This window comes from Streptomyces sp. NPDC087787, assembly GCF_044743035.1.
Lineage (GTDB): Bacteria > Actinomycetota > Actinomycetes > Streptomycetales > Streptomycetaceae > Streptomyces.
On the sequence record NZ_JBIUVQ010000017.1, the window covers coordinates 132,178 to 158,229 of the forward strand.

At 73.2% G+C, this 26,052-nt stretch carries 18 protein-coding genes; 6 read left to right on the forward strand and 12 right to left on the reverse strand.

Features of this window, described 5'->3' with window-relative positions; genetic code table 11:
• The 3 genes from ACIOWN_RS26040 to ACIOWN_RS26050 all read right to left on the reverse strand — a co-directional run bounded on the left by ACIOWN_RS26040 (position 1) and on the right by ACIOWN_RS26050 (position 7,927).
• Positions 1–3,672, reverse strand: a complete 3,672-nt coding sequence (locus ACIOWN_RS26040) for an ATP-dependent DNA helicase (protein WP_362353326.1) — start codon at positions 3,670–3,672, stop codon at positions 1–3.
• 100 nt (positions 3,673–3,772) lie between these two features.
• On the reverse strand, positions 3,773–7,216 hold the full coding sequence (locus tag ACIOWN_RS26045; RefSeq protein WP_401983434.1) for an ATP-dependent helicase: 3,444 nt from the start codon (positions 7,214–7,216) through the stop codon (positions 3,773–3,775).
• Positions 7,217–7,519: 303 nt separating this feature from the next.
• A complete protein-coding gene (locus ACIOWN_RS26050) occupies positions 7,520–7,927 on the reverse strand; it encodes an MGMT family protein (protein WP_401983435.1) in 408 nt (135 codons plus the stop codon).
• 186 nt (positions 7,928–8,113) lie between these two features.
• On the opposite strand from ACIOWN_RS26050, the gene ACIOWN_RS26055 reads away from it, so the two are divergent.
• Positions 8,114–10,924, forward strand: coding sequence for a lysylphosphatidylglycerol synthase domain-containing protein (locus tag ACIOWN_RS26055; RefSeq protein ID WP_401983436.1), 2,811 nt, complete (start codon positions 8,114–8,116; stop codon positions 10,922–10,924).
• Between the two features lie 72 nt (positions 10,925–10,996).
• On the forward strand, positions 10,997–12,538 hold the full coding sequence (locus ACIOWN_RS26060; RefSeq protein WP_401983437.1) for an alpha/beta hydrolase: 1,542 nt from the start codon (positions 10,997–10,999) through the stop codon (positions 12,536–12,538).
• Between the two features lie 21 nt (positions 12,539–12,559).
• Here the strand turns inward: ACIOWN_RS26060 and ACIOWN_RS26065 are convergent, their stop codons facing one another.
• The 8 genes from ACIOWN_RS26065 to ACIOWN_RS26100 form a co-directional block, all read right to left on the reverse strand.
• The gene (locus ACIOWN_RS26065; protein WP_362353334.1) at positions 12,560–13,051 is read right to left on the reverse strand and encodes a hypothetical protein; all 492 of its coding nucleotides are present in this window, start codon (positions 13,049–13,051) and stop codon (positions 12,560–12,562) included.
• Positions 13,052–13,229: 178 nt separating this feature from the next.
• A complete protein-coding gene (moeZ, locus tag ACIOWN_RS26070) occupies positions 13,230–14,408 on the reverse strand; it encodes an adenylyltransferase/sulfurtransferase MoeZ (RefSeq protein ID WP_362353336.1) in 1,179 nt (392 codons plus the stop codon).
• 63 nt (positions 14,409–14,471) lie between these two features.
• Complete coding sequence (locus ACIOWN_RS26075) at positions 14,472–15,221, reverse strand: spherulation-specific family 4 protein (RefSeq protein WP_362353338.1); 750 nt, start codon at positions 15,219–15,221, stop codon at positions 14,472–14,474.
• On the reverse strand, positions 15,209–16,171 hold the full coding sequence (locus ACIOWN_RS26080) for an NAD-dependent epimerase/dehydratase family protein (RefSeq protein ID WP_362353340.1): 963 nt from the start codon (positions 16,169–16,171) through the stop codon (positions 15,209–15,211). The genes ACIOWN_RS26075 and ACIOWN_RS26080 overlap by 13 nt, the downstream gene beginning before the upstream one ends.
• A gap of 285 nt (positions 16,172–16,456) precedes the next feature.
• A complete protein-coding gene (locus tag ACIOWN_RS26085) occupies positions 16,457–17,665 on the reverse strand; it encodes a hypothetical protein (RefSeq protein WP_401983438.1) in 1,209 nt (402 codons plus the stop codon).
• Entirely contained in the window at positions 17,662–19,401 is a 1,740-nt protein-coding gene (locus ACIOWN_RS26090) for a DUF3492 domain-containing protein (RefSeq protein WP_401983439.1), read from the reverse strand. The genes ACIOWN_RS26085 and ACIOWN_RS26090 overlap by 4 nt, the downstream gene beginning before the upstream one ends.
• Before the next feature lie 231 nt (positions 19,402–19,632).
• On the reverse strand, positions 19,633–20,904 hold the full coding sequence (locus ACIOWN_RS26095) for a DUF3152 domain-containing protein (protein ID WP_401983440.1): 1,272 nt from the start codon (positions 20,902–20,904) through the stop codon (positions 19,633–19,635).
• Between the two features lie 536 nt (positions 20,905–21,440).
• A complete protein-coding gene (locus ACIOWN_RS26100; RefSeq protein WP_401983441.1) occupies positions 21,441–22,613 on the reverse strand; it encodes an alpha/beta fold hydrolase in 1,173 nt (390 codons plus the stop codon).
• A gap of 220 nt (positions 22,614–22,833) precedes the next feature.
• Here ACIOWN_RS26100 and ACIOWN_RS26105 point away from each other — a divergent pair, with 220 nt between their 5' ends.
• From ACIOWN_RS26105 to ACIOWN_RS26120, 4 genes are all read left to right on the forward strand, one after another.
• Positions 22,834–23,046: a hypothetical protein gene (locus tag ACIOWN_RS26105; protein WP_362346017.1), complete on the forward strand. Its 213-nt coding sequence runs from the start codon at positions 22,834–22,836 to the stop codon at positions 23,044–23,046.
• A 236-nt stretch (positions 23,047–23,282) separates the two neighbouring features.
• Positions 23,283–23,927 carry a TetR/AcrR family transcriptional regulator gene (locus tag ACIOWN_RS26110; protein WP_100568194.1) on the forward strand — a complete coding sequence of 215 codons (645 nt, stop codon included), beginning with the start codon at positions 23,283–23,285 and terminating at the stop codon, positions 23,925–23,927.
• A 175-nt stretch (positions 23,928–24,102) separates the two neighbouring features.
• Complete coding sequence (locus tag ACIOWN_RS26115) at positions 24,103–24,330, forward strand: DUF3107 domain-containing protein (protein WP_062711803.1); 228 nt, start codon at positions 24,103–24,105, stop codon at positions 24,328–24,330.
• 214 nt (positions 24,331–24,544) lie between these two features.
• Positions 24,545–24,814 carry a hypothetical protein gene (locus ACIOWN_RS26120; RefSeq protein WP_362346020.1) on the forward strand — a complete coding sequence of 90 codons (270 nt, stop codon included), beginning with the start codon at positions 24,545–24,547 and terminating at the stop codon, positions 24,812–24,814.
• 46 nt (positions 24,815–24,860) lie between these two features.
• Here ACIOWN_RS26120 and ACIOWN_RS26125 read toward each other — a convergent pair whose 3' ends face one another.
• Positions 24,861–25,607 (reverse strand): ferritin-like fold-containing protein, encoded by a 747-nt coding sequence (locus tag ACIOWN_RS26125; RefSeq protein ID WP_362346022.1) that lies wholly within the window; start codon positions 25,605–25,607, stop codon positions 24,861–24,863.
• Positions 25,608–26,052: the final 445 nt, after the last annotated feature.

A 26,052-nucleotide genomic window follows, 5' to 3' on the forward strand; every position in this document is an offset into this window, starting at 1 on the left:
CTATCGGCCCGCGGTGGCTTCCCGTTCGGGCGGTTCGTCACACTGCGGCCCGGCCTGCGGTTCCTCCGTCAGCAGCCGTTCCAGCTCCGCGCGACCTGGGAGGCCGTCGTGCCGTACCACCTCGCCGGTACGCACGTAGACGAACGCGGCGGTGACACGGTCCAGGGGGACACCGCGCTGTTCGGCCCAGGCCAGCCGGTACACGGCGAGCTGGAGCGGGTCCGCGGTACGGGAGCGGTGCGTCTTCCAGTCCACGATCTCGTACGTCGTCCGCTCGCCGTCGCTTTCCTTGTAGACGGCGTCGATACGGCCCCGGACGACACGGCCGGCCAGGGCGAGCTGGAACGGCGCTTCGACGCGGTGGGGCGTGCGGTGGGCGTACGGGGTGCGTTCGAAGGCCTCCTTCAGGGCTTCGAGGTCGCGTTCGTCGGCGATCTCGGCGTCGTCACCGGGCAGCTCCCCGGGCTCCAGCATGGGCAGCGTCAGCTCTTCGAAGCGGGTTTCCACCCAGGCGTGGAAGCGGGTGCCGCGGCGAGCGGCCGGTTGCGGGGGGCGCGGCATGGGGCGCGCGAGCTCCCGCGCGAACCCGTCGGGGTCGGCGGCCAGGTGCAGCAGCTGCGATGCGGTCAGGGTCGTCGGCAGGGGGACGTCGGTGACGGTCTGCCGGGCACGCCGGAGTTCTCCGGCCAGCGCTTCGAGATCGCGGTCCCAGGAGGCGACCGTACGGGCCTCCTCGGGGGTGAGGGCGCGTCCCCGGGATCCGGGTGCACGGTCCGATGCGGGGTGCGCCGGATGCTCGCGCGGGGGCGCGGCGTGGTCGTCGGGCGGGGGCGCCTGGTGGGGGACGGTCGGGCGGTCGCCGCTCCAGGAGTCCCAGTCGCCGGGGTGCCCCTCGAAGGGGTCGTCCTCTGCGAAGAGGGCGTCGTCCTTGAAGGGGTCGTCCTGTTCCAAGAGGTGGCCCTCTTCGAAAGGGTCGCCCCCGCCGAACGGGTCGTCGGCCTCGAACGGATCGTCCTCGCCGAAGGGCGGCTCGTCGCCGTACGCGGACGCGTCGTCGTCCGGAAGCGCTTCGTCCTTCGCGGGCACGCCGTCCCGCGGTGGCACGGGCCACTCGGGGGCGTCGTGGGAAGCGGGCTCGTGCGTGGCCTCCGGGCGGCCGTTCGCGCCGGAGGCGAGGTCCTCCAGGTGGGCGAGGACGATCGCCGCGGCCTCGCGGCGGCGGGCCAGGGCGGCCTCGTCCAGCGGCAGGGGCCACACCTGGTCGGCGGTCGCCCGGTGCAGGGCCGGGTTCTCCTCGTCCTCGCCGGGCTCGTCCGCCCAGGCCTCGATCTCGCCGTGGCCGGCGGCGCAGTGGTCGTACAGGGCCTGGAGGAACGCGGACGGGCCGCGGCGCCGCTTCTGGCTCGGGCCCCACCAGTGGCCGGAGCCGAGGAGCAGGGAGCGGGGGCGGGTGAAGGTGACGTAGCCGAGGCGGAGCTCCTCGGTGTGCTGGTGGTCCTTCATGGCCTCGTGGAAGGCCTTCATGGCGCGCGCGTCCCAGCCGTCGATGTCGGGGAGGGTGTCGGCGTCGCCGCGCAGGGCGTGCGGCAGCACCTTGCCCTGGCTGGTCCATTTCTCCCGGCCCTGCCCGCTGGGGAAGGTGCCGGTGACCAGGCCGGGGACGGCCACGACGTCCCACTCCAGGCCCTTGGACCTGTGCGCGGTGAGCACCTTGACGGTGTTCTCGCCGCCGGGCAGCGCGTTGTCGAGGCCCTTCTCGTACTGGGCGGCGGTGCGCAGAAACCCGAGGAAGGCCAGCAGGCTCGCCTCGCTCTCGTTCGCGGCGAAGGAGGCGGCGATGTCCAGGAAGTTCGCCAGGGTCTCGCGGCGGCGGGCGGCAAGGGCGTGCGGGGAGGCCGACAGTTCCACCTCGAGACCGGTGACGGCCAGGACGCGGTGCAGGACGTCCATCAGTGGGTCGGACAGGGAACGCCGCAGGTCGCGCAGTTCGGCGGCGATCCGGGCGAACCGCACGCGCGCGTCCGGGGAGAACGGCAGCCGGTCGTCGTCCCCGGCACCGTCCAGGGGTGTTTCGAGGAAGGTGTCGAGGGCGTCCGCGAGTGAGATCACCTCGGCCGGGTCGACGCCCTCGACGGCCCCGGCGAGCCGGCTGTCGGGGTCGTCGCCGCTCTCCACGCGCGCGTGGGCGACGAGCCGTCTCGCGCGGCGGCCCAGGAGCGCGAGGTCGCGCGGGCCGATGCGCCAGCGCGGGCCGGTCAGCAGCCGTACCAGCGCGGCGTTGGCGCCGGGGTCCTGGAGGACCTCGCAGACGGCGACAAGGTCGGCGACCTCGGGCAGGTGCAGCAGCCCGGACAGGCCGACCACCTCGACCGGGACGTCACGGGCGACCAGGGCGCCCTGTATCTCGGCGAAGTCGGTCGCCGTACGGCACAGGACGGCGACCTCGCCGGGTGCCGTCCCGGTCTTCACGAGGTGGGCGATCGAGTCGGCGACCCACTCGATCTCCTCGGCGTGGGTGGGCAGCAGCGCACAGCGCACCAGGCCGTCACGCTCGGCGCCGGGGGCCGGGCGCAGGGCCTCCACACCCGCGTGCATGGCGCGCAGGGGTTCGGCGAGACCGTTGGCGAGGTCGAGGAGGCGGCCGCCGCTGCGGCGGTTCTCGCTCAGGGCCTGGCGGGTGGCCGGACGGCCGTCGGCGTGCGCGAAGTGCTCGGGGAAGTCGTCGAGGTTGGCGACGGAGGCGCCGCGCCAGCCGTAGATCGCCTGGCAGGGGTCGCCCACGGCGGTGACGGGGTGGCCGGTGCCGTCGCCGAAGAGGCCGGCCAGCAGGATGCGCTGGGCGACGGAGGTGTCCTGGTACTCGTCGAGCAGGACCACCCGGAACTCCTCGCGCAGTACGCGGCCGGCCTCCGGCAGGCGGGCGAGCCGTGCGGCCAGGGCGATCTGGTCGCCGAAGTCGAGGAGGTCGCGCTCGCGTTTGGCGGCCCGGTAGCGGAGTACCAGTTCGGCCAGCTCCCGGCGGGCGGCGGCCGTCTCCGGGACCTTGCGCAGGTCGGCGTTGCTGAGCTTGGCGCCTTCCAGGGTGTGCAACAGGCCGGTGTCCCAGGCGCGCAGGTCCTCCGGGCGTACGAGGTGTTCGGACAGCTCGGCGTCGAGGGCCAGGAGGTCGCTCACCAGGTCCGGGAAGGAGCGGGCCAGTGCCGGATAGGGGCCGGGGGCCTCGCGCAGCACGCGCGCGGCGAGCTGGTAGCGGGTGGCGTCGGCGAGCAGGCGGGCGGTGGGTTCGAGCCCGATGCGCAGTCCGTGGTCCTTCAGGAGACGGCCGGCGAAGGCGTGGTAGGTGGAGATCAACGGCTCGCCCGGCGGATTGTCGGGGTCGATGGCCTCGGGGTCGGTGACGCCTGCTCTGATCAGGGCCTTGCGGACGCGTTCGGCGAGTTCGCCGGCGGCCTTGTTGGTGAAGGTCAGCCCGAGGACCTGCTCGGGGGCGACCTGTCCGGTGCCGACCAGCCACACCACACGGGCCGCCATCACGGTCGTCTTGCCGGAGCCGGCGCCGGCCACGATCACCTGCGGGGCGGGCGGCGCGACGATGCAGGCCGTCTGCTCCGGGGTGAACGGAATCCCGAGGAGCTCCTTGAGCTGCTCGGGATCGGTGATACGGGCGGACACGTCACAGAGGCTAGCGGCGGGCACTGACAATCCGTGCCAGATGGCCGCCGGGGTCGAAAGACGCGCAGGTCAGCGGGGGTGGTGCCGTTCGTCACGCGGGTCACTCGACGATGTGGCGTCCCTCCGGCCGCGCGCTGCAGGACGCCCGGAAGGCGCAGTGCGCGCAGTGCTGGCCGGCCGTCGGCGTGAACCGCTCGTCGAGAACCTTTCCGGCGGCGGTGGCCAGCAGCTCGCCGGCCCACTCCCCCTCCAAGGGCTCCTGTGTCTGCACCTTGGGCAGGGCGTCGCCGCCGTCCCTCTTGGCCGCGCCCTGGCGCAACTGGACCAGCTCGGCGCCGCCCGGCTCGGGGCGTTCCCCGTCGAAGACCCCGTCGACGGCGCCCTCGCGGACGGCGAGCTGGTAGACGGCGAGCTGCGGATGGCGGGCCACCTCGGCGCCGGTGGGCGCCTGCTTGCCGGTCTTGAAGTCGACGACGTAGGCACGCCCCTCGGCGTCCGCCTCCACCCGGTCCATGGAGCCTCGGATCCGCACCTGGTAGCCGCCCGCTTCCAGGGTCACGTCGAAGTCGTGCTCGCCGGCCACCGGGGTGCGGCCGGCGCGCTCCAGGACGTGCCAGTTCAGGAAGCGTTCCAGCGCCACGCGCGCGTGTTCCTTCTCCTGGGCCGACTTCCACGGTGCGTCGAAGGCGAGCGCGTTCCACACCGTCTCCAGGCGTTCCATGAGGACCGCGAGGTCGGCGGGGCTGCGCCCGGAGGCGACCTCGTCTGCGAGGACGTGCACCACGTTGCCGAAGCCCTGCGCGGCGGTCGCGGGTGCGTCGGCCTTGACCTCGCGGCTGAGGAACCACTGCAGCGCGCACGTGTTGGCGAGCTGGTCGAGGGCGCTGCCGGACAGCGCCACGGGCTGGTCGCGGTCGCGCAGCGGCACCTTGCTCTCGGTCGGGTCGGCCATGCCCCACCAGCGGTAGGGGTGAGCCGCCGGCACCAGCGGACGGCCCTCGTCGTCGGCGAGCGCGGCCAGCCGGGCCAGCCGGTGCGCGGCGGCCTGCCGGAGGGTGGCGGAGGCGCTCGGGTCGACGGTCGTGGCCCGCAGCTCGGCGACCAGGGCCGCCACCGACAGTGGGCGGCGCGGGCGGGAGGTGACGTCCCTGGGTTCGACGCCGAGCTCGGTGAGGAAGCGGGAGGGCTGGTCACCGTCGTCAGCGGGGGCCTTCACCGCGGTCACCACGAGGCGTTCACGCGCGCGCGTGGCGGCCACGTAGAACAGCCGCCGCTCCTCCGCGAGCAGCGCGCCGGGGGTGAGCGGGGCGGCGAGTCCGTCGCGGCCGATGCGGTCGGCCTCCAGCAGGGAGCCGCGGCGCCGCAGGTCCGGCCACAGGCCTTCCTGGACGCCCGCGACGACGACCAGGCGCCATTGCAGGCCCTTGGACCGGTGCGCCGTCATCAGCCGCACGGCCTCGGGGCGCACGGCACGCCGGGTGAGCGTGTCGGCTGCGATGTCCTCGGCCTCGATCTCGGCGAGGAAGTTCAGGGCGCCCAGGCCGCCGGTGCGCTCCTCCGCGCGGGCGGCGGTCGCGAACAAGGCGCACACCGCGTCGAGGTCCCGGTCCGCGTTGCGGCCCGCTGCGCCGCCGCGCCGGGCCGCGCGCTCCAGGCGGGAGGGCCACGGTGTGCCGTCCCACAGGTCCCACAGCGCCTCCTCGACGGTCCCGCCGCCCGCCAGTCGTTCCCGTGCCTTTCTGAGGAGCGCGCCGAGACGCTGGGCGCCACGCGCGTACGTGGGGTCGTGCGCGACCAGGCGCTCGGGTTCCGCGAGCGCCCTCGCGAGGAGCTGGTCCGAGGGCGGGGGCAGCGGGTTGCCGGCGGCGCGTTCCTCCTCGCGCAACGCGCGGCCCAGGCGACGCAGATCGGCGGCGTCCATGCCGGCCAACGGCGAGGCGAGGAGAGTGAGCGCGGTCTCGGTGCCGAGCCAGCTGGAGCCGTCCTCCGCGTCCGCCTCGGCCTGCTCCCGGGGCTGCACGAGGGCGGCCTGCTCCTCGGCGTCGGCCGACTGCTTCCCGGCGTCGGCCACCGGATCCCGGGTGTCGGTCGGCCGCTCCCCGGCAACCGCCGCCGGCTCCCCGGCAGCCGCATCCTCCGTGCGCCGCCCCGTCTCCGCGGTGGCCACCGCCCGCAGGGCCGTCACCAGGGGCGCCACCGCCGGCTCGTGGCGCAGGGGCAGGTCGTCGCCGTCGACGTCCAGGGGCACTCCGGCGGCCGTCAGGGCGCGGCGGAGGCCCGGGATGGAGCGGCCGCCGGCACGCACCAGGACGGCCATCCCGCTCCACGGGACACCGTCCTCCAGGTGCGCCCGGCGCAGGATGTCGGCGATGTTGTCCACCTCGGTGCCCGGCGTCGGGTACGTCTGCACCTCGACGCGGCCGCCGTCGCGCACCGGGGTGAGCTCCCGGTGGGCGCGGACCTTGTCGGCGGGCAGGCGGGTGAGCGGCATCCGCCGGGTCAGCAGCCGGGTCGCGGCGAGCAGGGCGGCGCCCGAGCGCCGGGAGGTGCGCAGGACCTGTACCGGCGCCGGAGTGCCGTCCGCGCGCGGGAACGTCTGCGGGAACTGGAGGATCCCGTTCACGTCCGCGCCCCGGAACGCGTAGATCGACTGGTCGGGGTCGCCGAACGCGAGCAGGGTGCGACCGCCCCCGGCCAGCGCGCGCAGCAGCCGTACCTGGGCGGGGTCGGTGTCCTGGTACTCGTCGACGTAGACCGCGTCGTACCGCGCGGCGAGCCGTTCGGCGACCTCGGGGCGGCGGGCGAGGAGCACCGCGCGGTGGACCAGTTCGGCGTAGTCGAGGACGCCCCGCAGGTCGAGGACGTCGAGGTACTCGGCGAGGAAAGCGGCCGCGGCCTGCCAGTCGGGGCGGCCGATGCTGCGGGCGAAGGCGGCCAGGGCGTCGGGCCCGAGACCCAGTTCGCGGCTGCGGGCGAGGACCGCGCGGACCTCGTCGGCGAAACCGCGGGTGGTCAGGCAGGCGCGCAGCTCGTCCGGCCAGCGCACGTGCGCCAGGCCCAGCCGCTCCAGGTCGACCTGGCCGGCCAGCAGCGAGCGGACGGTCACGTCCTGCTCGGGCCCGGACAGCAGCCGCAGCGGCTCGACGAACAGTTCACTGTCCTGATGGGCACGGACCAGGGCGTAGCAGAACGAGTGGAAGGTGGTCGCCTGCGGGACGTGGGCGGCGCCGGTGCGCAGCGCCATGCGGTCGCGCAGGTCGACGGCGGCCCTGCGGCTGAACGTCAGCACCAGGATCCGCTCGGGGTCCTGGCCATTGGCGATCCGGGTGGCCACGGACTCGATCAGCGTGGTGGTCTTGCCGGTGCCCGGACCTGCGAGAACGAGCAGCGGACCGGTCCGGTGGTCAACCACGGAGCGCTGCGCTGCGTCCAGGTGAGGGGGATCGGGTCTGGTCGGCGGGGTACGCACCAGTCGGTAGGCGCCACGGTTCCCCTGCCGCACCCGGGGGTGCGGCAGGTGCCTGGTGGAGGAAGAGGAGCTCACGTGGTTCGCCGGTCCTGGTGGGTGTGCTGGGGTCTGTCACGGCCGGCGCGCAGCGCCGTCGTCGCGGGGACGGACGGCCCGGGGGAGAAGGCGGTGGCCGCTGGGGTGAGGAGGACACGCGGAGCCGACGCTACGCCGCTGCCGGGCGCGGAAGGAGTGCTTCGCCCTCTTCTCCCGGTTCTCCCTCGCTACCGCCGTCACACGTGTCCCTCGACCCTCGAACGTACGGCATGCCACGGGCGTGCCCCGATTCCCTCGTACGGGCCATGGACTCCCCATGGCCCCCTCGAATGGCGGAAGCTGTCAGGTGTGACCCTGCGCACGTTCGCCGCCGTCCCACCGGGCCCGTCTCATGTCGAGGCGGGGCAGGTGGCCCTCCGCCGCCCTGCTCGCCTCCTTGAGGGGCGTGCCCTCCGTGCGGTAGTGGGCGAGAGCACGCAGCTCGTGGCCCGGGAGCAGGACCCCGTCGGCGCGTACGACCCGCCACCACGGGACGGCGCCGCCGTACAGGGCCATCACGCGGCCCACCTGGCGGGGGCCTCCCCGCTCCAGCCACTCGGCGACGTCGCCGTACGTCAGGACGCACCCGGGCGGGATCGTCTCGGCGACTTCCAGGACCCGCTCGGCGTACTCGGGCAGCGCGTCGGCGTACTCGGGCAAGGCGTCCGGGTGCTCGGGGCGGCCGTCGTCCGGAGGGCTCACTTCGCTCATCCGTCCCATCCTGCCCCACTCCACCGACAGCGGACCGGGCCGCGTCCGGGGCGCGGCCCTCGCTCCCGTGCGGCGCCTCGGGCAGACTGTGCGGCTCCGCACACGCACCCTGATGCCCCTGTGTGCCGGTGGAACATGCCACCATCATGCGGGCGGTGACCGGTGATACGAGACCAAGAAGAGACCATGAAGCAGCAGGGCGTGCACCCCGATGACGCGGAGGGCACCTCTGGGGCTTCGGCGCGTCCCGGCACCGACGGCACACATGCTCCGAAGGCGCAGGACACGGACGCTCCGAAGGCGGTCAGGAAGCCCGCGGAGGAGGAGGCCGTGACGCGCGCCGACGAGATCGAGGGCGACGAGCCCCTGCTCCCCGCGCGCGTGCACCGCCCCTCCGACCTGATGCGGCTGCTGGTGGGTGTACTCGCCATCGTCGTCCTGCTGGCGATCGCCGGGTTCGCGCACGGCACCACCTCGGGCCTCGAACAGGACATCAACAAGGGCACCGGTCAGGCCCCCGATCTGCTCATCAAGATCGCCGGGCTGGTGTCCAGCATCGCGATCCTGCTGGTCCCGGTCGCCTTCGCGATCGAACGGCTGATCAAACGGGACGGGCTGCGGATCGCCGACGGCGTGCTCGCGGCCGTCCTCGCCCACGGGGTGACGCTCGCCACCGACCTGTGGGTCGCCAAGGGCGCCCCGCACTCGATCCAGGACGCGCTCACCCAGCCCTCCCCCGGCAACGTCCACGCGCTCACCGATCCGGTGCACGGCTATCTCGCCCCCGTCATCGCGTACATGACGGCGGTCGGCATGTCCCGCCGGCCGCGCTGGCGCGCGGTGCTGTGGATCGTGCTGCTGCTCGACGCCTTCTCGATGCTGGTCACGGGCTACACCACGCCGTTCTCGATCATCCTGACGGTGCTGATCGGCTGGACCATCGCGTACGGCACCCTGTACGCGGTCGGCTCACCGAACGTCAGGCCCACGGGGCGCACCCTGGTGGCGGGACTGCGGACCGTCGGTTTCCACCCGGTCAGCGCCGCCCGCGAGGAGGTCTCGGACACCACCGACAACGGTGACCGCGGCCGGCGCTACTTCGTCACCCTGGAGGACGGACCCCCGCTGGATGTCACGGTCGTCGACCGCGAGCAGCAGGCACAGGGCTTCTTCTACCGCGTGTGGCGCAACCTCACGCTGCGTGGTCTGGCCACCCGCCGCAGCCTGCAGTCGCTGCGCCAGGCCCTGGAGCAGGAGGCGCTGCTCGCCTACGCGGCGATCGCGGCCGGAGCCAACGCGCCCAAGCTGATCGCGACCTCCGAACTCGGCCCCGACGCCGTGATGCTCGTCTACGAGCACACCGGCGGCCGCACGCTCGACTCGCTGGCGGACGAGGAGATCACCGACGAGTTGCTGCACCGCACCTGGGAGCAGGTGCGGGCGTTGCAGTCACGGCGCATCGCGCACCGCAGGCTGGCCGGAGACGCGATCCTGGTGGATCGTTCCCGCAGAGTGATCCTCACCGACCTGCGCGGCGGCGAGGTCGCGGCCGGTGATCTGCTGCTGCGCATGGACATCGCCCAGCTGCTGACGACGCTCGGCCTGCGGGTGGGTGCCGAGCGCTCCGTCGCCTCCGCGGTCGGCGTCCTGGGGCCCGACGCGGTCGCCGACTGTCTGCCGATGCTCCAGCCCATCGCTCTGACGCGCTCCACGCGCGCGACGTTGCGCAGGCTGGCCCGGGAGCGTGCCCAGCGGGAGCGCGAGGCGGTCCTGGAGACGTCCCGGCAGGCCAAGCAGGCCCGCCTGGAGCAGGCAGCCCAGAACACCGGCGAGACCGGCCCGGCCATCTCGGAGAAACCAGAGGGACCCGAGAAACCGGAGAAACCGGGGAAGGCAGAGAAGCCCGACAAGAAGGACAAGAAGGCCGAGCGTGCCGAGGCGCGGGCGGAGAAGCGGGCCATCGGCGAGGCCCTGGAGGAGGCGCGCGAGGAGGATCTGCTCACCCAGATCCGCCACCAGGTGCTGCGGATCAGGCCGCAGGCGCCGGTCGAACCGGCCCGGCTGGAGCGGATCAGGCCCCGGACGCTGATCAGTTTCATCGCGGGTGCCATCGGCGCCTACTACCTGCTGACCCAGCTCACGCACATCGAGTTCGGCACGGTCTTCGCCCACGCCCAGTGGGGCTGGGTGATCGCGGCGGTGCTCTTCTCGGCGCTCAGCTATGTCGCGGCGGCGATGGCGCTGCTGGGCTTCGTGCCGGAGCGTGTCCCGTTCGTGCGGACCGTGGCGGCGCAGGTCGCCGGCTCGTTCGTGAAGATCGTGGCACCGGCCGCGGTCGGCGGCGTGGCCCTGAACACGCGCTTCCTGCAACGCTCGGGCGTGCGCCCCGGACTCGCGGTGGCCAGTGTCGGCGCCTCGCAGCTGTTCGGGCTCGGCTGCCACATCCTGATGCTGCTGTCCTTCGGCTATCTGACCGGCACCGAGAAGACGCCATCCCTGTCGCCGTCCCGGACGGTCATCGCGGGTCTGCTGACGGTCGCGGTGCTCGTGCTGGTGGTCACCTCGGTGCCGTTCCTGAGGAAGTTCGTCCTCACGCGCGTGCGTTCCCTCTTCGCGGGGGTAGTGCCGCGCATGCTGGACGTGCTCCAGCGGCCGCAGAAGCTCATCACCGGCATCGGCGGCATGCTGCTGCTGACGTTCTGCTTCGTGATGTGCCTGGACGCCTCGATCCGGGCCTTCGGCGACCAGTCGACCTCGCTCAGCATCGCCAGCGTCGCCGTTGTCTTCCTCGCAGGCAACGCGCTCGGCTCGGCCGCACCGACCCCGGGCGGCGTCGGCGCGGTCGAGGCCACCCTCACGGTCGGTCTGATCGCGGTGGGCCTGCCGAAGGAAGTGGCCGCTCCCGCGGTGCTGATGTTCCGGCTGCTGACGCTGTGGCTGCCGGTCCTGCCCGGCTGGCTGGCCTTCAACCACCTGAGCCGCAAGGGCGCCCTGTAGGGCACGTCCCGGCCGTACTCCGAACGGCCCGCGTCCCGCGCGGGAGGCGGGCCACGGCGTGAGGATGGGGTCATGCACAAGCGCCACGGGCTGCGCGCCGCCGCCCTGACCACGACCACCGTCCTGTTGAGCGCCCTGACGGCGGGCTGCGGCGGGCTCTCCGTCGGCGGAGGGCCGACGGACCCGGCGCTGGACTGGAAGAACTGCCCGGCGCCGTCCACGGCGGAGGGCGACGGGGCGTCGCCCTCGGCGCCGCCCGGCGGCGGCAAGTGGCAGTGCGCCACCGTGAAGGCGCCGCTGGACTGGAGCAAGCCGCAGGGCGACACGATCGACATCGCGCTGATCCGGGCGAAGGCGACGGGGCCCGGCAAGCGCATCGGCTCGCTGCTCTTCAACTTCGGCGGCCCGGGCGGCTCCGGCATCACCACGCTGCCCGCGATCGCCCACGACTACACCACACTGCGCACCCGCTACGACCTGGTGAGCTTCGATCCGCGCGGGGTGGGGCGCAGCACCGGCGTGAAATGCAAGACCGACGCACAGCTCGACCAGTACTTCCAGCAGGACGCGGTTCCGCAGACCGCCGCCCAACGTGCCACGTTCGTTAACAACACCAAGCAGTTCAACGCCGCCTGCGAGAAGAACTCCGGGAGGATCCTGCCGCATGTGCGCACCACCGACGCCGCCCGCGACATGGACCTGATCCGCCAGGCGCTCGGCGACTCCAGGCTCCACTACTTCGGGATCTCCTACGGCACCGAACTCGGCGGCGTGTACGCCCATCTGTTCCCCAGGCACGTGGGCCGCGCCGTCTTCGACGCGGTCGTCGACCCCACCCAGACCCCCGAGCAGACCTCGCTCGGCCAGGCCAGGGGCTTCCAGCTCGCCCTCGACAACTTCGCGAAGGACTGCACGTCGAAGGGCACCAAGTGCCTGATCGGCAGCGACGCCCAGGACGTCGAGAACCGTGTCGCCGCACTGCTCAAGAAGCTCGACACCAACCCGATCCCCGGCATCTTCCCGCGCCGGCTGACCCGGACCGCCGCGACCAACGGCATCGCCCAGGCCCTGTACTCCAAGGCGTTGTGGGCCCCGCTCATCGAAGGGCTGCAGCGGGCCTACGCGGGCAACGGCGAGATCCTGATGCTGCTCTCCGACGCGATGAACGGCCGCAGCATCAACGGCAAGTACAGCAACCTCACCGCCGCGAACGCCGCCATCAACTGCGCCGACCAGAAGCAGCGGTACACGCCGTCCTTCGTGGAACAGAAGCTGCCCGAGTTCCGGGCCGCCTCCCCGGTGTTCGGGGACTTCCTCGCCTGGGGCATGCTCAGCTGCACCCAGTGGGCGGTGCCGGGCGCGGCCGCGCACGCCGACGTGAGCGCGCCCGGTTCGGCGCCGATCCTCGTGGTGGGCAACACCGGCGACCCGGCGACTCCGTACGGGGGCGCCAGGAGGATGGCGGACGCCCTGGGCAAGGGTGTCGGCGTCGAACTCACCTGGCACGGCCAGGGGCACGGCGCGTACGACAGCAAGGACCCGTGCGTGCAGAGCGCGGTGAACAGCTATCTGCTCGACGGAAAGGTGCCACCGGCCGGAAAGGTCTGCGCGTAGCCGCAAGGGCCACACAACCTCTCATCGCCACCGCGCCCACGGCGGCGGGACCGGAACCCAGTCCGGGCCGCGGTGTTCCAGCCACCACCTGCCGATGACGTGGAACTTCTCCTCGAAGCCGCGATCCCAGTTGAGGAACCCGGTGATCGGCGCCCGCAGGCGGGTACGGCGGCCGCCCGCCTCGTAGATCACGACGGTCCGGTTTCCGAAGAAGGACTCGATCCGGATGGCCTGGACGTTCGACCACGGGATGGTCCGGCGGCGGAAATTGTGCACGACAGCCGCCGACGGCGTGAGAGTGACCCCGAAGAACCGCGAGGTGATCACCGCCAGGAGCAGCAGGGCGCCCCACGCGAACAGTCCTGGGACGACCACATGACCGCCCACGTCCAACCAGAAGGAGACCTGGAAGGCCACGGCGATCATGCTCGGCAGCAGGGGCAGCAGACGTTGGGGGCGGGTCAACCGGTAGCGGACGCGCTCCGGTCGTATGGCCGTGACCTGCGATTGCACGATCAGTCCCCGCCCCTCACCCCATGCGGCCGTCGTTCGGCCCCGTCACCGACCGGGAAGCATGGCGGACGAGGGGGCGCGCTGTCCATCCGCGGCTCGGCGACGGCAGAAGCCCACGGCGTCCGGGATGGTCGGAGCCGTGGGCTTCCTCAGTCTCGCCGGTGAGCGAGACCCTCTGTCAGTAGACCGGCTTGTGCGGTTCGATCTGGTTGACCCAGCCGATCACGCCGCCGCCGACGTGCACGGCGTCCGCGAAGCCCGCGGACTTCAGCACGGCGAGGACTTCCGCACTGCGGACACCCGTCTTGCAGTTCAGGACGATCTTCTTGTCGTGCGGGAGGCTCTCCAGGGCGGAGCCCATGAGGAACTCGTTCTTCGGGACCAGCCGGGCGCCCGGGATGGAGACGATCTCGAACTCGTTCGGCTCGCGGACGTCGATGAGCTCGATGTTCTCACCGTCGTCGATCCACTCCTTGAGCTGCTTGGGAGTGATCGTCGAGTCTGCGGCCGCCGCCTGGGCCTCCTCGGAGACGACGCCGCAGAAGGCCTCGTAGTCGATGAGCTCGGTGACGGTCGGGTTCGTGCCGCAGACCGCGCAGTCGGGGTCCTTGCGGACCTTGACCTGGCGGTACTGCATCTCCAGGGCGTCGTAGATCATCAGGCGGCCGACCAGCGGCTCGCCGATGCCCGCCAGCAGCTTGATGGCCTCGTTGGCCTGGATGGAGCCGATGGACGCGCACAGCACGCCCAGGACGCCGCCCTCGGCGCAGGAGGGGACCATGCCGGGGGGCGGCGGCTCCGGGTAGAGGCAGCGGTAGCAGGGGCCGTGTTCGGACCAGAAGACGGAGGCCTGGCCGTCGAAGCGGTAGATCGAACCCCACACGTACGGCTTGTTGAGCAGCACGCACGCGTCGTTGACCAGGTACCGGGTCGCGAAGTTGTCCGTGCCGTCGACGATCAGGTCGTACTGGCTGAAGATCTCCTTCACGTTGTCGGCCTCCAGCCGCTCCTGGTGAAGGACGACGTTCACGTACGGGTTGATGCCCCTGATGGTGTCCCGCGCGGACTCGGCCTTGGGGCGGCCGATGTCGGACTGGCTGTGGATGACCTGGCGCTGCAGGTTCGACTCGTCCACCTCGTCGAACTCCACGATGCCGAGCGTGCCGACGCCCGCCGCGGCCATGTACATCAGACCCGGCGAACCCAGCCCGCCGGCGCCCACAAAGAGCACCTTGGCATTCTTCAGCCGCTTCTGCCCGTCCATCCCCACGTCGGGGATGATCAGGTGGCGGGAGTACCTGCGAACCTCGTCTACGGTGAGCTCGGGAGCCGGCTCGACCAGGGGTGGCAGCGACACGGGGACTCCGTTGGTCGGTCAAACACTACGGTTGTTCTCCTCGTAACACTGCCACGCCCTTCTTCATTCCGAGACACCTCGTCCGATCCGCGAGACGATTTCGTCCCAGTAACCGGGCATGTTCTCCCAGGGGCCGGCCGTGCGGTCGCGGTCGGAGCGGTCGGTGAACCAGATGGTCGCCGCCCCCTGCCAGCGGGCGATGCGCAGCGCCTCGTCGAGGTGGCCGCGCGGGACTCCGTGCACGAAGTGACAGAAGCGCTCGGGCGGGTGATCGGCGGTCCACTGCGCGACCTGCGACCAGCGGTAGGCGCTCCACGAGCCGCGGAAGGTCACCAGTTGGTCGGCGTTCTCCGCGTAGCCGGGGTGCGGGTGGGTGCCGTGACCGAGGACGATGTGGGTGTCGTCACGCACCGCCCGCAACGCGTCGATCGTCCGGCGGACCTCGGGCAGTCCGGCGCGGTCGGCGGGGCAGTGGTCCAGCAGGAAGCCGTCGGCCCGGTACCACTCGAGGTAGCGCCGCGCTTCGGAGACCAGCTCGATGAAGGAGCGGGCGCCGTGCGCGGCGTCGAGGTGGCCGAGGACGCGGACGCCCGCGTTGCGCAGCCGTCCCGCCGCCTCCAGACAGTGCGGGTCGGGCTGGACGCCGGGGCCGTCGGCGACGTTGAGGACGACCCAGTGAAGGGGTGTGCCGGGCCGGGTGAGTTCGTTCCACTCGGCCGGGGCGAGCAGGGGGTGGGCCCAGCCGGGCACACCGAGTCCGGTGCGCAGTGTGGTGCTCGGGATGCCCACGGGGGTGCTGGTCAGATACGGCATGCCGCCTCCATCCAGATGTCGGCGAGGGACTCTTCGAGGTTGATCCGGGGCCGCCAGCCGAGCCGGTCGCGGGCGGTGCGCACATCGGCCTGCTGCCAGCTGCCGCAGCCGTCGGGGTACGGGTACGCGACCGGGGCGGGGTGGTCCGCCTCCGTGCGGGGGTGCCCGATGGCGGTCCTGAGGTGGCCGCCGGGCGGGCCGTCGAGTTCGTGCAGGGCGCCGCCGTATCCGGCGACGCGGGCGAGGATCGCCGCGGCGTCACGCAGCCGGACGGCCCGGCCCGAACCGATGTTGATGACGCCCTGGGCCGCCGAGAGGGAGGCGGCGTGGACGGCGCGGGCCACGTCGCGGACGTCGACGAAGTCGCGCTGGACGCCGAGGCCGCCGAGTTTGAGGTCGCTGTCCCCGGACTGCATGGCGCGGCGCATGGCCTCGGCGAGCCGGCCGAGCGGCGAACCGGCCGGGGTGCCGGGCCCGGCCGGCGAGAAGACGCGGAGCACCACGGCGTCGAGACCCGAGCCGAGAACCAGTTCGGTGGCGGCGAGTTTGCTGACGCCGTACGGACCCCCCGGGCGGGGCACGGCGTCCTCGGCCGTGGAGGAGCCGGGCTGGCTCGGGCCGTACTCGGAACTGCAGCCGAGTTGCACCAGCCGGGCGCCGCAGCCGCTACGGCGCAGGGCCTCGCAGACCGTGGCGACGGCGACGGTGTTGTGCCGGGTGAGGTCGCGGGCGCCGCCGCGGGTGGCGCCCGCGCAGTTGACCACGACGCCGGGGTGGACCGCGTCCAGGAAGCGGGTGAGCGCTCCGGGGCTGCCGGCCGCGAGGTCGAAGCGGACGTCGGCGTCGTCGCCGCGGCCCAGCGCGGTGAGCTGGACGGCCGGGTCGGCGAGCAGACGGTCGGCGACGAAACGGCCGAGGTATCCGTTGGCTCCGATCAGCAGAACCCTCATCGGGCGGCTCCCGGGGTGTGCGCTCCGGTGGCTCCGGATGCTCCGGACGCTCCGGATCGGGCGGTGATCATCTGGTTTTCTCCTTCTAGGGGGTGGTGCGACGGGCTCCGGCGATGGGTCGCGGGCCCGCACTGGGTCGTGCGCCCGCGGCGGAAGGGGGAACGCGGGCGGCGTCCGTGTCCACGGCCGTACGGGGGCACGCGGGGGTGACCGGGGCCGGCCCCTCGCTCATCACGGCAGCCGCGCCCCTCACGGCCGCCGCCCCGCTGACGGCTGCCGCGCCTTTCACGACTGCCGCTCCGTCCACGCATGGGCGGAGGCCCGGGTCAGCGTGCGGGTCGCGTGCAGGAGCAGGGCCAGGGCGGCGGTTCCGCAGGCGAGGGCCGGTACGCCGCCGGGGCCCCAGGCGGACACGAGGGTGTCGACCGGGACGGCGAGCGCACCGCAGCCGGGGAGGCGGGCGGCGAAGACGGTGGCCTGGGCCGTCGCCTCGGACGCGGCCGCGGCGCCGAGGGCGACGGCCGGGGCGTGGGTGAAGCCGTGCGTGGTGAGGAGGCGCGCGAGCAGCAGCAGCGCGCCCAGCGTGAGGGCCTGGGAGTAGCCGGCGGGCTCGTCCAGGACCGCGCCGCTCACGGCGAGCAGGGCGGCCAGGGCACACAGGAACAGGCCGAACGTGCCGAGCAGCAGGGGCCGTACGGATACGGCGAACTCCTCCAGGCCCCGGCTGGTGGTCACCTTGTGCCGGGCTCCGGCGGTGAAGCGGTGCGTGGTCCAGGCGGCCGGTCCGCAGGCCAGGGCGAGGGCCAGCACGGGGGCGGTGGCCAGGGGCCAGGCTCCGGCCGCGGTGAAGTCGGGCAGTCCTTCGGGCCCGCCACCGACGGCCGCGCCGAGCAGGCCGTCGCCGAGGAGGGCGTAGCCGAGAAGCCAACACGTCCAGGTGCGGGTGCCGGGCGTGTGCGCGGGGGACGTACGCCCTTCGGCGCTCAGCGGGTCGCGGCGCAGTACCGCGCGCAGGGCCAGGCCCACGGCCACGACGCCGAGCGCGGCGACGCCCAGCCGGGTCCGGCCCCCGGTCAGGCGGAGCCCGGCGACGGCGGCCGCGCACAGGGCGCCGGGCAGCAGGCCGAACGCGGCCGGGCCGAGGCCCAGCCGGGGCACGGCGGTGGCCTCGTGCCGCGGGGGTGTCTCGGTGTCCCGGCCGATCCGGGCGTACATCTCCTCGGCGAGTGAGAAGACGTCACGGTGGCGGAAGCGGGCGGCGGTGCGGTCGGTGACTCCGTGGGCCTCCAGGCCCGCGGCGATCTCCAGGGGGTCGACGGCCCGTTCGCACAGCTCGCGGTGACGGTGCATCAGCACCTTGACCGGGTCGGCCGCACCACGCCGGGAGGGTGCGGAGAGGCCCTGGTCGAGGGCGGGCCCGCCGTCGAAGCCGTCGCCCGGACCGTCCCGGCCGGCCGGGGTGGCGAGGTGGTCCTCTGTTCTCGGGCCGGTCATCGGGAAGCCTCCGTGGTGGTCGTGGGGCCCGCGCACCCCGTCGGGGAGCCGGTGGCCCAACTGGGGCGCGAGCGCGCCGCGAAGCGGTCCGCGGCCCGGGTCCAGCGGCCGGGCACATGGGCCTCGGCGGGCGCGGCGAACGGCAGCGGCTCGCCGGTCTCGTCGAGCACGACCCGCCGGACCGGGCAGTGCGACACGACCTCGAGGTAGATGCCGTGGAAGGCCGCGATGTTCTGCTCGACGGTGAAGAGTTCGAGCGCGCGGGCGCGGGCCGCGGCGCCCAGGCGCGCACGGCGCTCGGGGTTGCGGAGCAGGTTCACGCACACCTCGGCGAGCGCCCGCGGATTGCGCGGGGGCACGACCACCCCGGTGCCGCCGACGACCTCGACGACCGCGCCGACGTCCGTCGAGACCGTCGCACGGCCGCACAGCATGGCCTCGGCCAGGCCCAGCGGGAAGCCCTCGACCACGCTGGACAGGACGACCACGGCGCCCGAGGCGTAGGCGTCGGCGAGGGTCGGCGCCTCCGGGCCCCCGATCTCCTCGAAGGACACCGGGTTGTCCCCGACGGTGTGCGGCCCCGCGGCCTCGTCGGGGAAGAGCTGGGCGGCGAGCACCCTGCAGTGGCCCAGGTAGGCGGCCCCGTCGGAAACGGTTCCCGCGCTCACGATCCGCAGCCGTGCCTTCGGTTCCTGCCTGTGCACCTCGGCGAAGGCGTGCAGCAGGGACACCAGGTCCTTGGCGGGCCCGACCCGGCCGACCCATACGAGCGTGTACGGGTCGGCGGCCTCCGGCGACTCGCCGGCCTCGGCGAAGGGGGCGGCGTCCATGCCGGGGTGGACGGTGCGCAGCTTGGCGCGGTCGGCGCCGCAGCGCTCCTGCCAGCGGCGGGCGTGCGCGTTGCCGTGGGTGACGACGGCGGCCCGCCGGTAGACCTCGGCGGCGAGACCGCCGTGGAAGGCGGCGAGCAGGGCCCGCACGGCCGGGGCGGTCCTGTCGGTGCCGGCGGTGAGGTAGTGCGCGCGCAGACGCACGCCGTACTCGGTGATCAGCAGGGGCACGCCGGTGAAGTGGTGGGCGAGCAGTCCGGACAGGGCCGCCGTGCCGCCGGCCGCCGCGTGGCAGAGGTCGGTTGCGCCGAGGCCGTCGTCCTCGTACCAGTCGAGCGACAGGGGGCTCAGCGTCTGCCGCAGGTGCGCTGCGACCGTGAGCAGATCGGGGACGCGGGCCTCGCGCGCCGCCCGCGGTGCGCCGGGCGCGCGGCAGGCGCGTTCCAGCGCGCGGACGGCGGATTCCGAGCGCAGCGCGCCCGCCAGGCCGCGCTCGTCGCGGGCGAGTTCGGCGAGGCCGTACAGCGCGCTGCTGAAACGGTCCGCCTCAAGTCCGGTGCCGCCCTTGCCCGCCGCCCTGCCCGCCTCGCCGAACTCGCGCAGATCGCCGCCGCTCGCCGCGACCAGCGCCGACGCCAGCTCCCCGTAGCACTCGGCGAAGCGCCGGCGCGCACGCCGTCCGTACACGGCGCCGTCGTCCTCGGCCGCCCAGGGCGACGCGGTACGGACCCGGCTGACCTGTGGTGGCAGGGGCACCCACCCCTCGTCCTCCTGCTGCCGGCTGCGGCTGAGCGCGTAGAGGTCGAACTCGTGCCGTTCGAGCCCGCGCACGAGCCGTTCGCACCAGAGTCCGGCGTCACCGCTCACATACGGGTAGCCACCCTCCGTCACCAGTCCGATGCGCACGCGTGCACCCCCGCTCTCCCGTCTGTCCCGTGTGGGGAGCCGCCGTCGCGACGGCGGCTCGCAGCGGAACGAACGTATGCGGACATGACGGTGGCGCGATGGACGGTTGTCCATCGCGCCACCAAAAGGGGTGAACGGTCGTAACTTTCCTGCGCGAACGGCGTTCCGTCGCGTCAGGACATCAACCGGACATGAAACGTCACACCGCGGGCCCTGCCGGCCCGGCTCCGGTCAGCTCCCCGGGTAGGGCCAGGGGTTGGGCAGGCAGTGGATTCCGTCGTGGTCCAGGAACTTCGTCTGCTGCTGCATGACCGGCGCGAGCGCGCCGTCCTTGTCGCAGGTGACGTGGCCGTAGCCGAGCCGGTGGCCGATCTCGTGGTTGATCAGCATCTCCCGGTAGGCGTACATCTCGTCGCCGTAGGTCTTCGAGCCCTGCGCCCATCGGTAGGCGTTGATCATCACGCGTTCGGTGGCGGCCGAGTCGCAGGAGACGTTGTCCTCGGTCGTGTCCAGACCGGACTTGGCGCACCATGTGGCCGTGGTGCCCGGGCCGGCGAGCGTGATGACGAAGTCGGGTTTGCCGGAGGAGACGCGCTCGAAGGTGCGGCCGCCGTTGTGGGCCCAGCTGCGGTCGTCGTTGAGCGTCTTCTGCACGGCGGCGGCGAAGTGCTCGCCGTCCAGGCCGAGGCCCTGCTCCACGTCGACGCGGTAGGTGTACTTGCGCCCCGTTCCGGGCGCCTTGGCGAAGCCCGGCACCGCGTCGAACCGGCCGGACCCCTCGAAGGTGGGGCTGAACGGGTACTTCGTGCTCATCTTCTGGTCGTACGTCAGCGCCGACACGTTCGGCGGCGCCGCCTTGGCGTGCGCACCCGTGTCCGTGCCCCCGATGCCGGCGGCGTCGGGCGCCGCCCGGTCGGTGGCCGACTGCGGGAGCAGCCCGGCGTCGGACCGGTCGTGGGCGACCTGTCCGGCGACGACGACGGCGAGCACGGTGGTGACGGCGGCGGCGGCGATGCCGGTGAACGTCTTCCCCTTGGTCACGGTGACCCGCGCGGACTCGCCGGCCGGTCGCGCGGCGTCGCCGTCCCCGCCGTCCGCCGCCTCCGGCCCGGCCGGGCCGGACGGGGGAGCCGCGCCCTGGTCCGCGGTGCGCGCGTCACCGCGGGGCGCGAAGACGTCGTCGTCCTCGCCGAAGGCGTCGAGGTAGTCCTGCCGCGGCCCGGCGGCTGACGCCCGCCGCTGCCGGGGAATGGGGGCGCGGGCACGCGCGGAGGTGGCGGGAGCGGCGGGGCCACCGAGGTCCGTCGAGTTGCCGAGACCGGCGGCCGTCGGCCCCTGTGCTCCGCTCCCGTCCACGCCATCCGCCCCCAACTGTCCCCAACCGCCGCCGGCTTCCCGCTGCTCCGGGTGCCCACCGCGAACCCGGGGAATCCCCCCGGCGGGGGTGCCGTCGGCGACTCGCGGAACGCCGCGCGCCGGAGTGCCGTCGGCCGGACCTGGCATTCCGTGGGCGGGCGTGCCGCCGGGCGGACGGGGTCCACCCTGAGCCGGCGCCCCGTCGGACAGCCGCGGGCCGCCGGGACCAGGGGCCCCGCCCGCGGCCCACGGAATCCCCTGCGCGGGCGTCCCGTCCGCGAAGTGCGGCACCCCATGAGGAGGGGTTCCGCCGTCGAAGCGCGGGGTGCCCCGGGGAGGAGTCCGGCCGTCGAAGCGCGGAGTTCCGTGGGCCGGTGTGCCGTCGTGGAGGCGGGGCCCTCCGTACGCCGGGCCCGCGGTTCCGCCGGCTCCGGCCCGCTGTCCGGGCACCTGGCCGGGAAGGGGCGCCTGGCCCGGACCCGGCCGACCGCTCGGGCCTCGCCAGGGCCCGGCGCCGCCCCCGAACTCGCGGGCCTCCCCGCCCTCCGGGCCGCCCTGCGCCTCATGGCCGTTCCCCGGCCCGTATCCCGGTGGGGGTGCGCTGTCGTCCTTGCCGGTGCTCGTCTTCGCGGCCTTGCCCTTGGGCGCGGGCCCGCGGCGGCTGTGGCGTCCCACTTCGGCCCTCAGCCCCCCGTGCTCGCGCCGAAGGGGGCTCCGCCGGTCTCCGGACCGGAGGCACCACCGGCCGTCCCGGAACCGCGAGCGCCACCGCCGCCGCCCGCACCGGAAGCCCGGTCCACGTGGTCGGCCCCGGCACCGGCGGGCTCGACGCCGGTCCGTTCCCCGCCATCGCCCCCGGCCTCGGCGCCCGCTCCCGGTTCCGTCATCGATCCGGTCTCCAACTCTCCCGTGTCCAGCAGCAGTTCGCGGAACGCCGTGGCCACGGTCTCCGGATACTCCATCATCGCCACATGGCCGGCGTCCGGCAGGGTGAGGAGGCGGGAGTCACGGAAGGCACGGGCCGCCCGCTGGGCCATGCGGAAGCCGACGAGTTGGTCACGGCCGCCGTAGATCAGCAGCGTGGGCGCGAGGACCCGCTCGGCCTGTCGCCACAGGCCGTGCTGACCGCCCAGCGTGTACGCGTCCACGATCCCGCGCGCGGAGCGCGACATCGCGTCCCAGAAGTATGGCAGTCGAAGCCGCCGCTCCATCTCCCCCACCGCGTTGCGCAGGCCCTCGTCGGTCACCCGTCCCGGGTCGCCGTAGCACAGGGCCATGACCCCGCGGACCCGCTGCTCCGCCGTCCATTCCCGGGTGAGCCGGGTGAACAGGGCGGTCACGCCGGGCACCGCGAGCAGGCCGGTCGGCAGGGCGGTGCGCTGCACCCGGAGTTCGGGCAGCGCGGGCGAGACGAGCGTGAGCGTCCGCACGAGGTCGGGCCGCAACGCCGCGACGCGCGTGGTCACGGCGCCGCCCAGCGAGTTGCCCAGCAGGTGCACCGGTCCTCGCCCCGAGGCGTCGAGAAGGCGGATCACCGCGCGCGCGTGCCCGGTGACGGAGTAGTCGCCGTCGTCCGGCGGCGGGGAGTCGCCGAAGCCCGGCAGGTCGACCGCCTCGCCGTCGACGACACCGTCGAGCAGCGGCATCAGGGCGGACCAGTTCCGGGAGGAGCCGCCGAGGCCGTGCACGTACAGCGCGGGCGGCAGTCCCTCCCGCGCGGGCGGCCGCGAGCGTACCGACAGCGTGATGCCCGGCAGTTCGACCGAGCGCAGCCGTTCGCCCTCCTCGACCCCGATGGGTGCCACCCTCGGCAGAACGTTGGCGGGCGGCACGAAAGGCAGCTCGGTCGAAGGCATGCGGCAATGTTACGAGACGATCACGCAGTGACTCATGTGTTCGCCTGTGTCAGCCGTCACAGATCATGCGCGTGCGAGACGCCGTCCGGGCCACGGATCGCATAGCGTCGCCAACGGGTGTCTCCTACGCTCATACAGAGGGCACCCGCACATGGCCCCTGCTTTTTCCAGGGACATCCGCAGGGACATTCCGCAGCATGCAGCAGGAAGGGAGCCCAGCATGTCATTCGACCCCACCGATCCCGAGACGTACGAGGACGAGGACGCCACGGAGATCGCCGTCGAGGCCCCGGAGGGCGACGCCGCCGAGCAGCACGCCGACGTCACGCCGGACCACGACGAACCCCTCACCGGGGATCCTGACCGCGCCAACGAGGCCGATCTCATCGAACAGGCGCGGGGCGTCTCCATCGACGAGGACGACTACCGGTGAGGGACGGGGCACACAAGGTGGCGCGTGGGGCGGCACTCGGGACGCGTGACGGGAAGGACCGCCGCTGAGCAGGAGCGCAGCCTTATGCCCACCTTGAGCCTGTTTGAAACCTTCTGTGCCGCTTCTGTCGCTGTCCGGTCCGTGAAATCCTGCGCTCGCACCGCGCACACCACGGTTACCGAAAAGTACGATGGCGACGCGGCGCACACCGCATGTGGACGACTTTGGGAGGCGGCGTGACAGCCATCGAGCAGACAGAGGCGGCACGCCCGCGTGGCACTCGCCTGCCGCGCCGTGCCCGACGGAACCAGCTGCTGGGCGCCGCCCAGGAAGTCTTCGTGGCGCAGGGCTACCACGCGGCCGCCATGGACGACATCGCCGAGCGCGCCGGCGTCAGCAAGCCGGTGCTCTACCAGCACTTCCCGGGCAAGCTCGACCTCTATCTCGCCCTCCTGGACCAGCACTGCGAGGCGCTCATCCAGTCGGTGCGCGGCGCGCTCGCCTCGACCACGGACAACAAGCAGCGCGTGCGCGCCACGATGGACGCGTACTTCGCGTACGTCGAGGACGACGGCGGCGCCTTCCGGCTGGTCTTCGAGTCGGACCTGACGAACGAGCCGGCGGTGCGCGAGCGCGTCGACAAGGTCACCAACGAGTGCGCCGAGGCGATCTGCGAGGTGATCGCGGAGGACACCGGCCTCTCCCGCGCGGAGTCGATGCTGCTGGCCTCGGGCCTCGGCGGACTCGCCCAGGTGGTGGCCCGCTCCTGGCTGCACAGCGACCGCAGCGTCCCGCGCGACCAGGCGGTCCAGCTGCTGGCGTCCCTGGCGTGGCGCGGCATCGCCGGTTTCCCGCTGCACGGCGCCGAGCAGCACCACTGACCACCCGCGGCACCACCGCACCCTGCCGGAGCACCGCCGTACAGCAGTTCTGTTCCCGCAGGCTGTTCGCTCCTGGCGTTCCCGGGCGGAGCGTGTTCGTCCCCTCACCGGGCTAATGTGTGCAGGTACGGCGCGCAAGGTCGCGCACTTCACTGACCGTCGGAGGGACATAGCCGTGGAGGTCAAGATCGGCGTGCAGCACGCGCCCCGCGAGATCGTTCTGGAGAGCGGTCAGAGTGCCGAGGAGGTCGAGCGGGCGGTGTCCGAGGCGCTGGCCGGGAAGTCGCAGCTGCTGACCCTCGTCGACGAGCACGGCCGCAAGGTGCTGGTCCCGGCCGACCGCCTCGCGTACGTCGAGCTCGGTGAGCCGGCGCCGCGCAAGGTGGGCTTCGGCGCGCTGTAGTCGCCGCGTCATCGGACGACGGGAGGGGGCCACGCGGTGGAGAGCCGCGTGGCCCCCTTCCGCGTTCCGCCGTCACGGGCGACTTCACGGGCTGCTTCGCGGGCGACTCACGGGTGGCGCACAATCCGCGCCCAGGGAGGGTTGCATTCCGCAGGTCAGGGGTAAGACCGGCTACGACCGCCCGGCACCGGCCGATCGTGTGGGAGGGAACAACATGTTCTTGGAAGCGCTCGTCTCCGCGTTGATCGGTCTGCTGCTCGGCTGGACCGCGTTCCACCGCCTGTCCCACCGGTTGCCGTCGCGTCTCCTGGTGCAGTCGACCGGTGTCGCGGGAGGCCTCTTCGGTGCCTTCGTCACCCACAGCGCGCTGGGCTCCGGCAGCCTGCTGCCGACACTGCTCGGCTCGGTGGTCGTCTCCGCCGCCTCGCTGTCCCTGCTGGTGCGCCCCGCGGGAAGACTGCGCCGGCGGTCGGCGCCGGCCTGATCCGACGCCGCCGGCGGCGCACCCCCTAACCGCCTCCCGCCGGGGCCTACGCGGCCAGGCCCAGCGCGGCCATCCGCTTGGTGTGCGCCTCGGTGATCCGGGAGAACATCCTGCCGACCTCGGCGAGGTCGAAGCCGTCCGCGACGCCGCCGACGAGCATCGTGGACAGCGCGTCCCGGTCGGCCACGACCCGCTGGGACTGCGACAGGGCCTCGCCCATCAGCCGCCGCGCCCACAGCGCGAGCCGGCCGCCGACGCGCGGGTCCGCGTCGATCGCAGCGCGCACCTTCTCCACCGCGAACTCGGCGTGCCCGGTGTCGTCCAGGACGGCCAGGACCAGCTCGCGCGTGTCGGAGTCCAGGCGGACGGCGACCTCCCGGTAGAAGTCGCTGGCGATCGAGTCGCCGACGTAGGCCTTGACGAGCCCTTCCAGCCAGTCCGAGGGCGCCGTCTGCCGGTGGAAGCCGTCGAGCGCGGCGACGAACGGCTCCATCGCCAGCGTCGGCTCCTCGCCGATCTCGGTGAGCCGGTCGCGCAGCCGCTCGAAGTGGTGGAACTCGGCCGACGCCATCTTCGCCAGCTCGGCCTTGTCCGCGAGGGTGGGCGCCAGCTTGGCGTCCTCCGCGAGCCGCTCGAACGCCGCGAGTTCTCCGTACGCGAGGGCGCCGAGCAGGTCCACGACCGCGGCGCGGTACTGCGGGTCGGCGGCGGCCGTCGCCCAGTCCTGGGCGGCGATTCCGGTGGGCTCGGCGGGCGTGTCGGAGGCGTTGTCAGACTTGTCAGAGCTCGTCATGAAGCGCACAATAGCCCGCTCTCCGCGCCTGCGAAGGACCTGGTGAACCAGTGTGACGACGACTACGTGACCGAATCGGCCATCACGTGTGCGCGTTTCCGGGGTATGGTGGTAATGCGCCTGCTGAGTACGCCGTCGTGTTTCGGCGTACGTCGACAGGCCGCACGCATGAGGATGCCCGGTCGGTGGCCCGATCGGCTCCGACCCGACAGCCCTCCCTGACCGTACGGCACTGTGCGTACGACGATCGGAGGGACCTCCAAGCGGTTCGAGCGCTAGAGCGTCGGCTGTGGTCCCGTGCCACACGGCCCGCCCGCGTGGGCGGCCGACGTCCCCGGCACGGTCAGACACGACCCCCGCGCTCGCCTCGCACCGCGCACACAGAAGAGGCAGCACCCTGACTACGACGTTCCGAGAACTCGGGATCCTTCCCGAGACCGCCGAG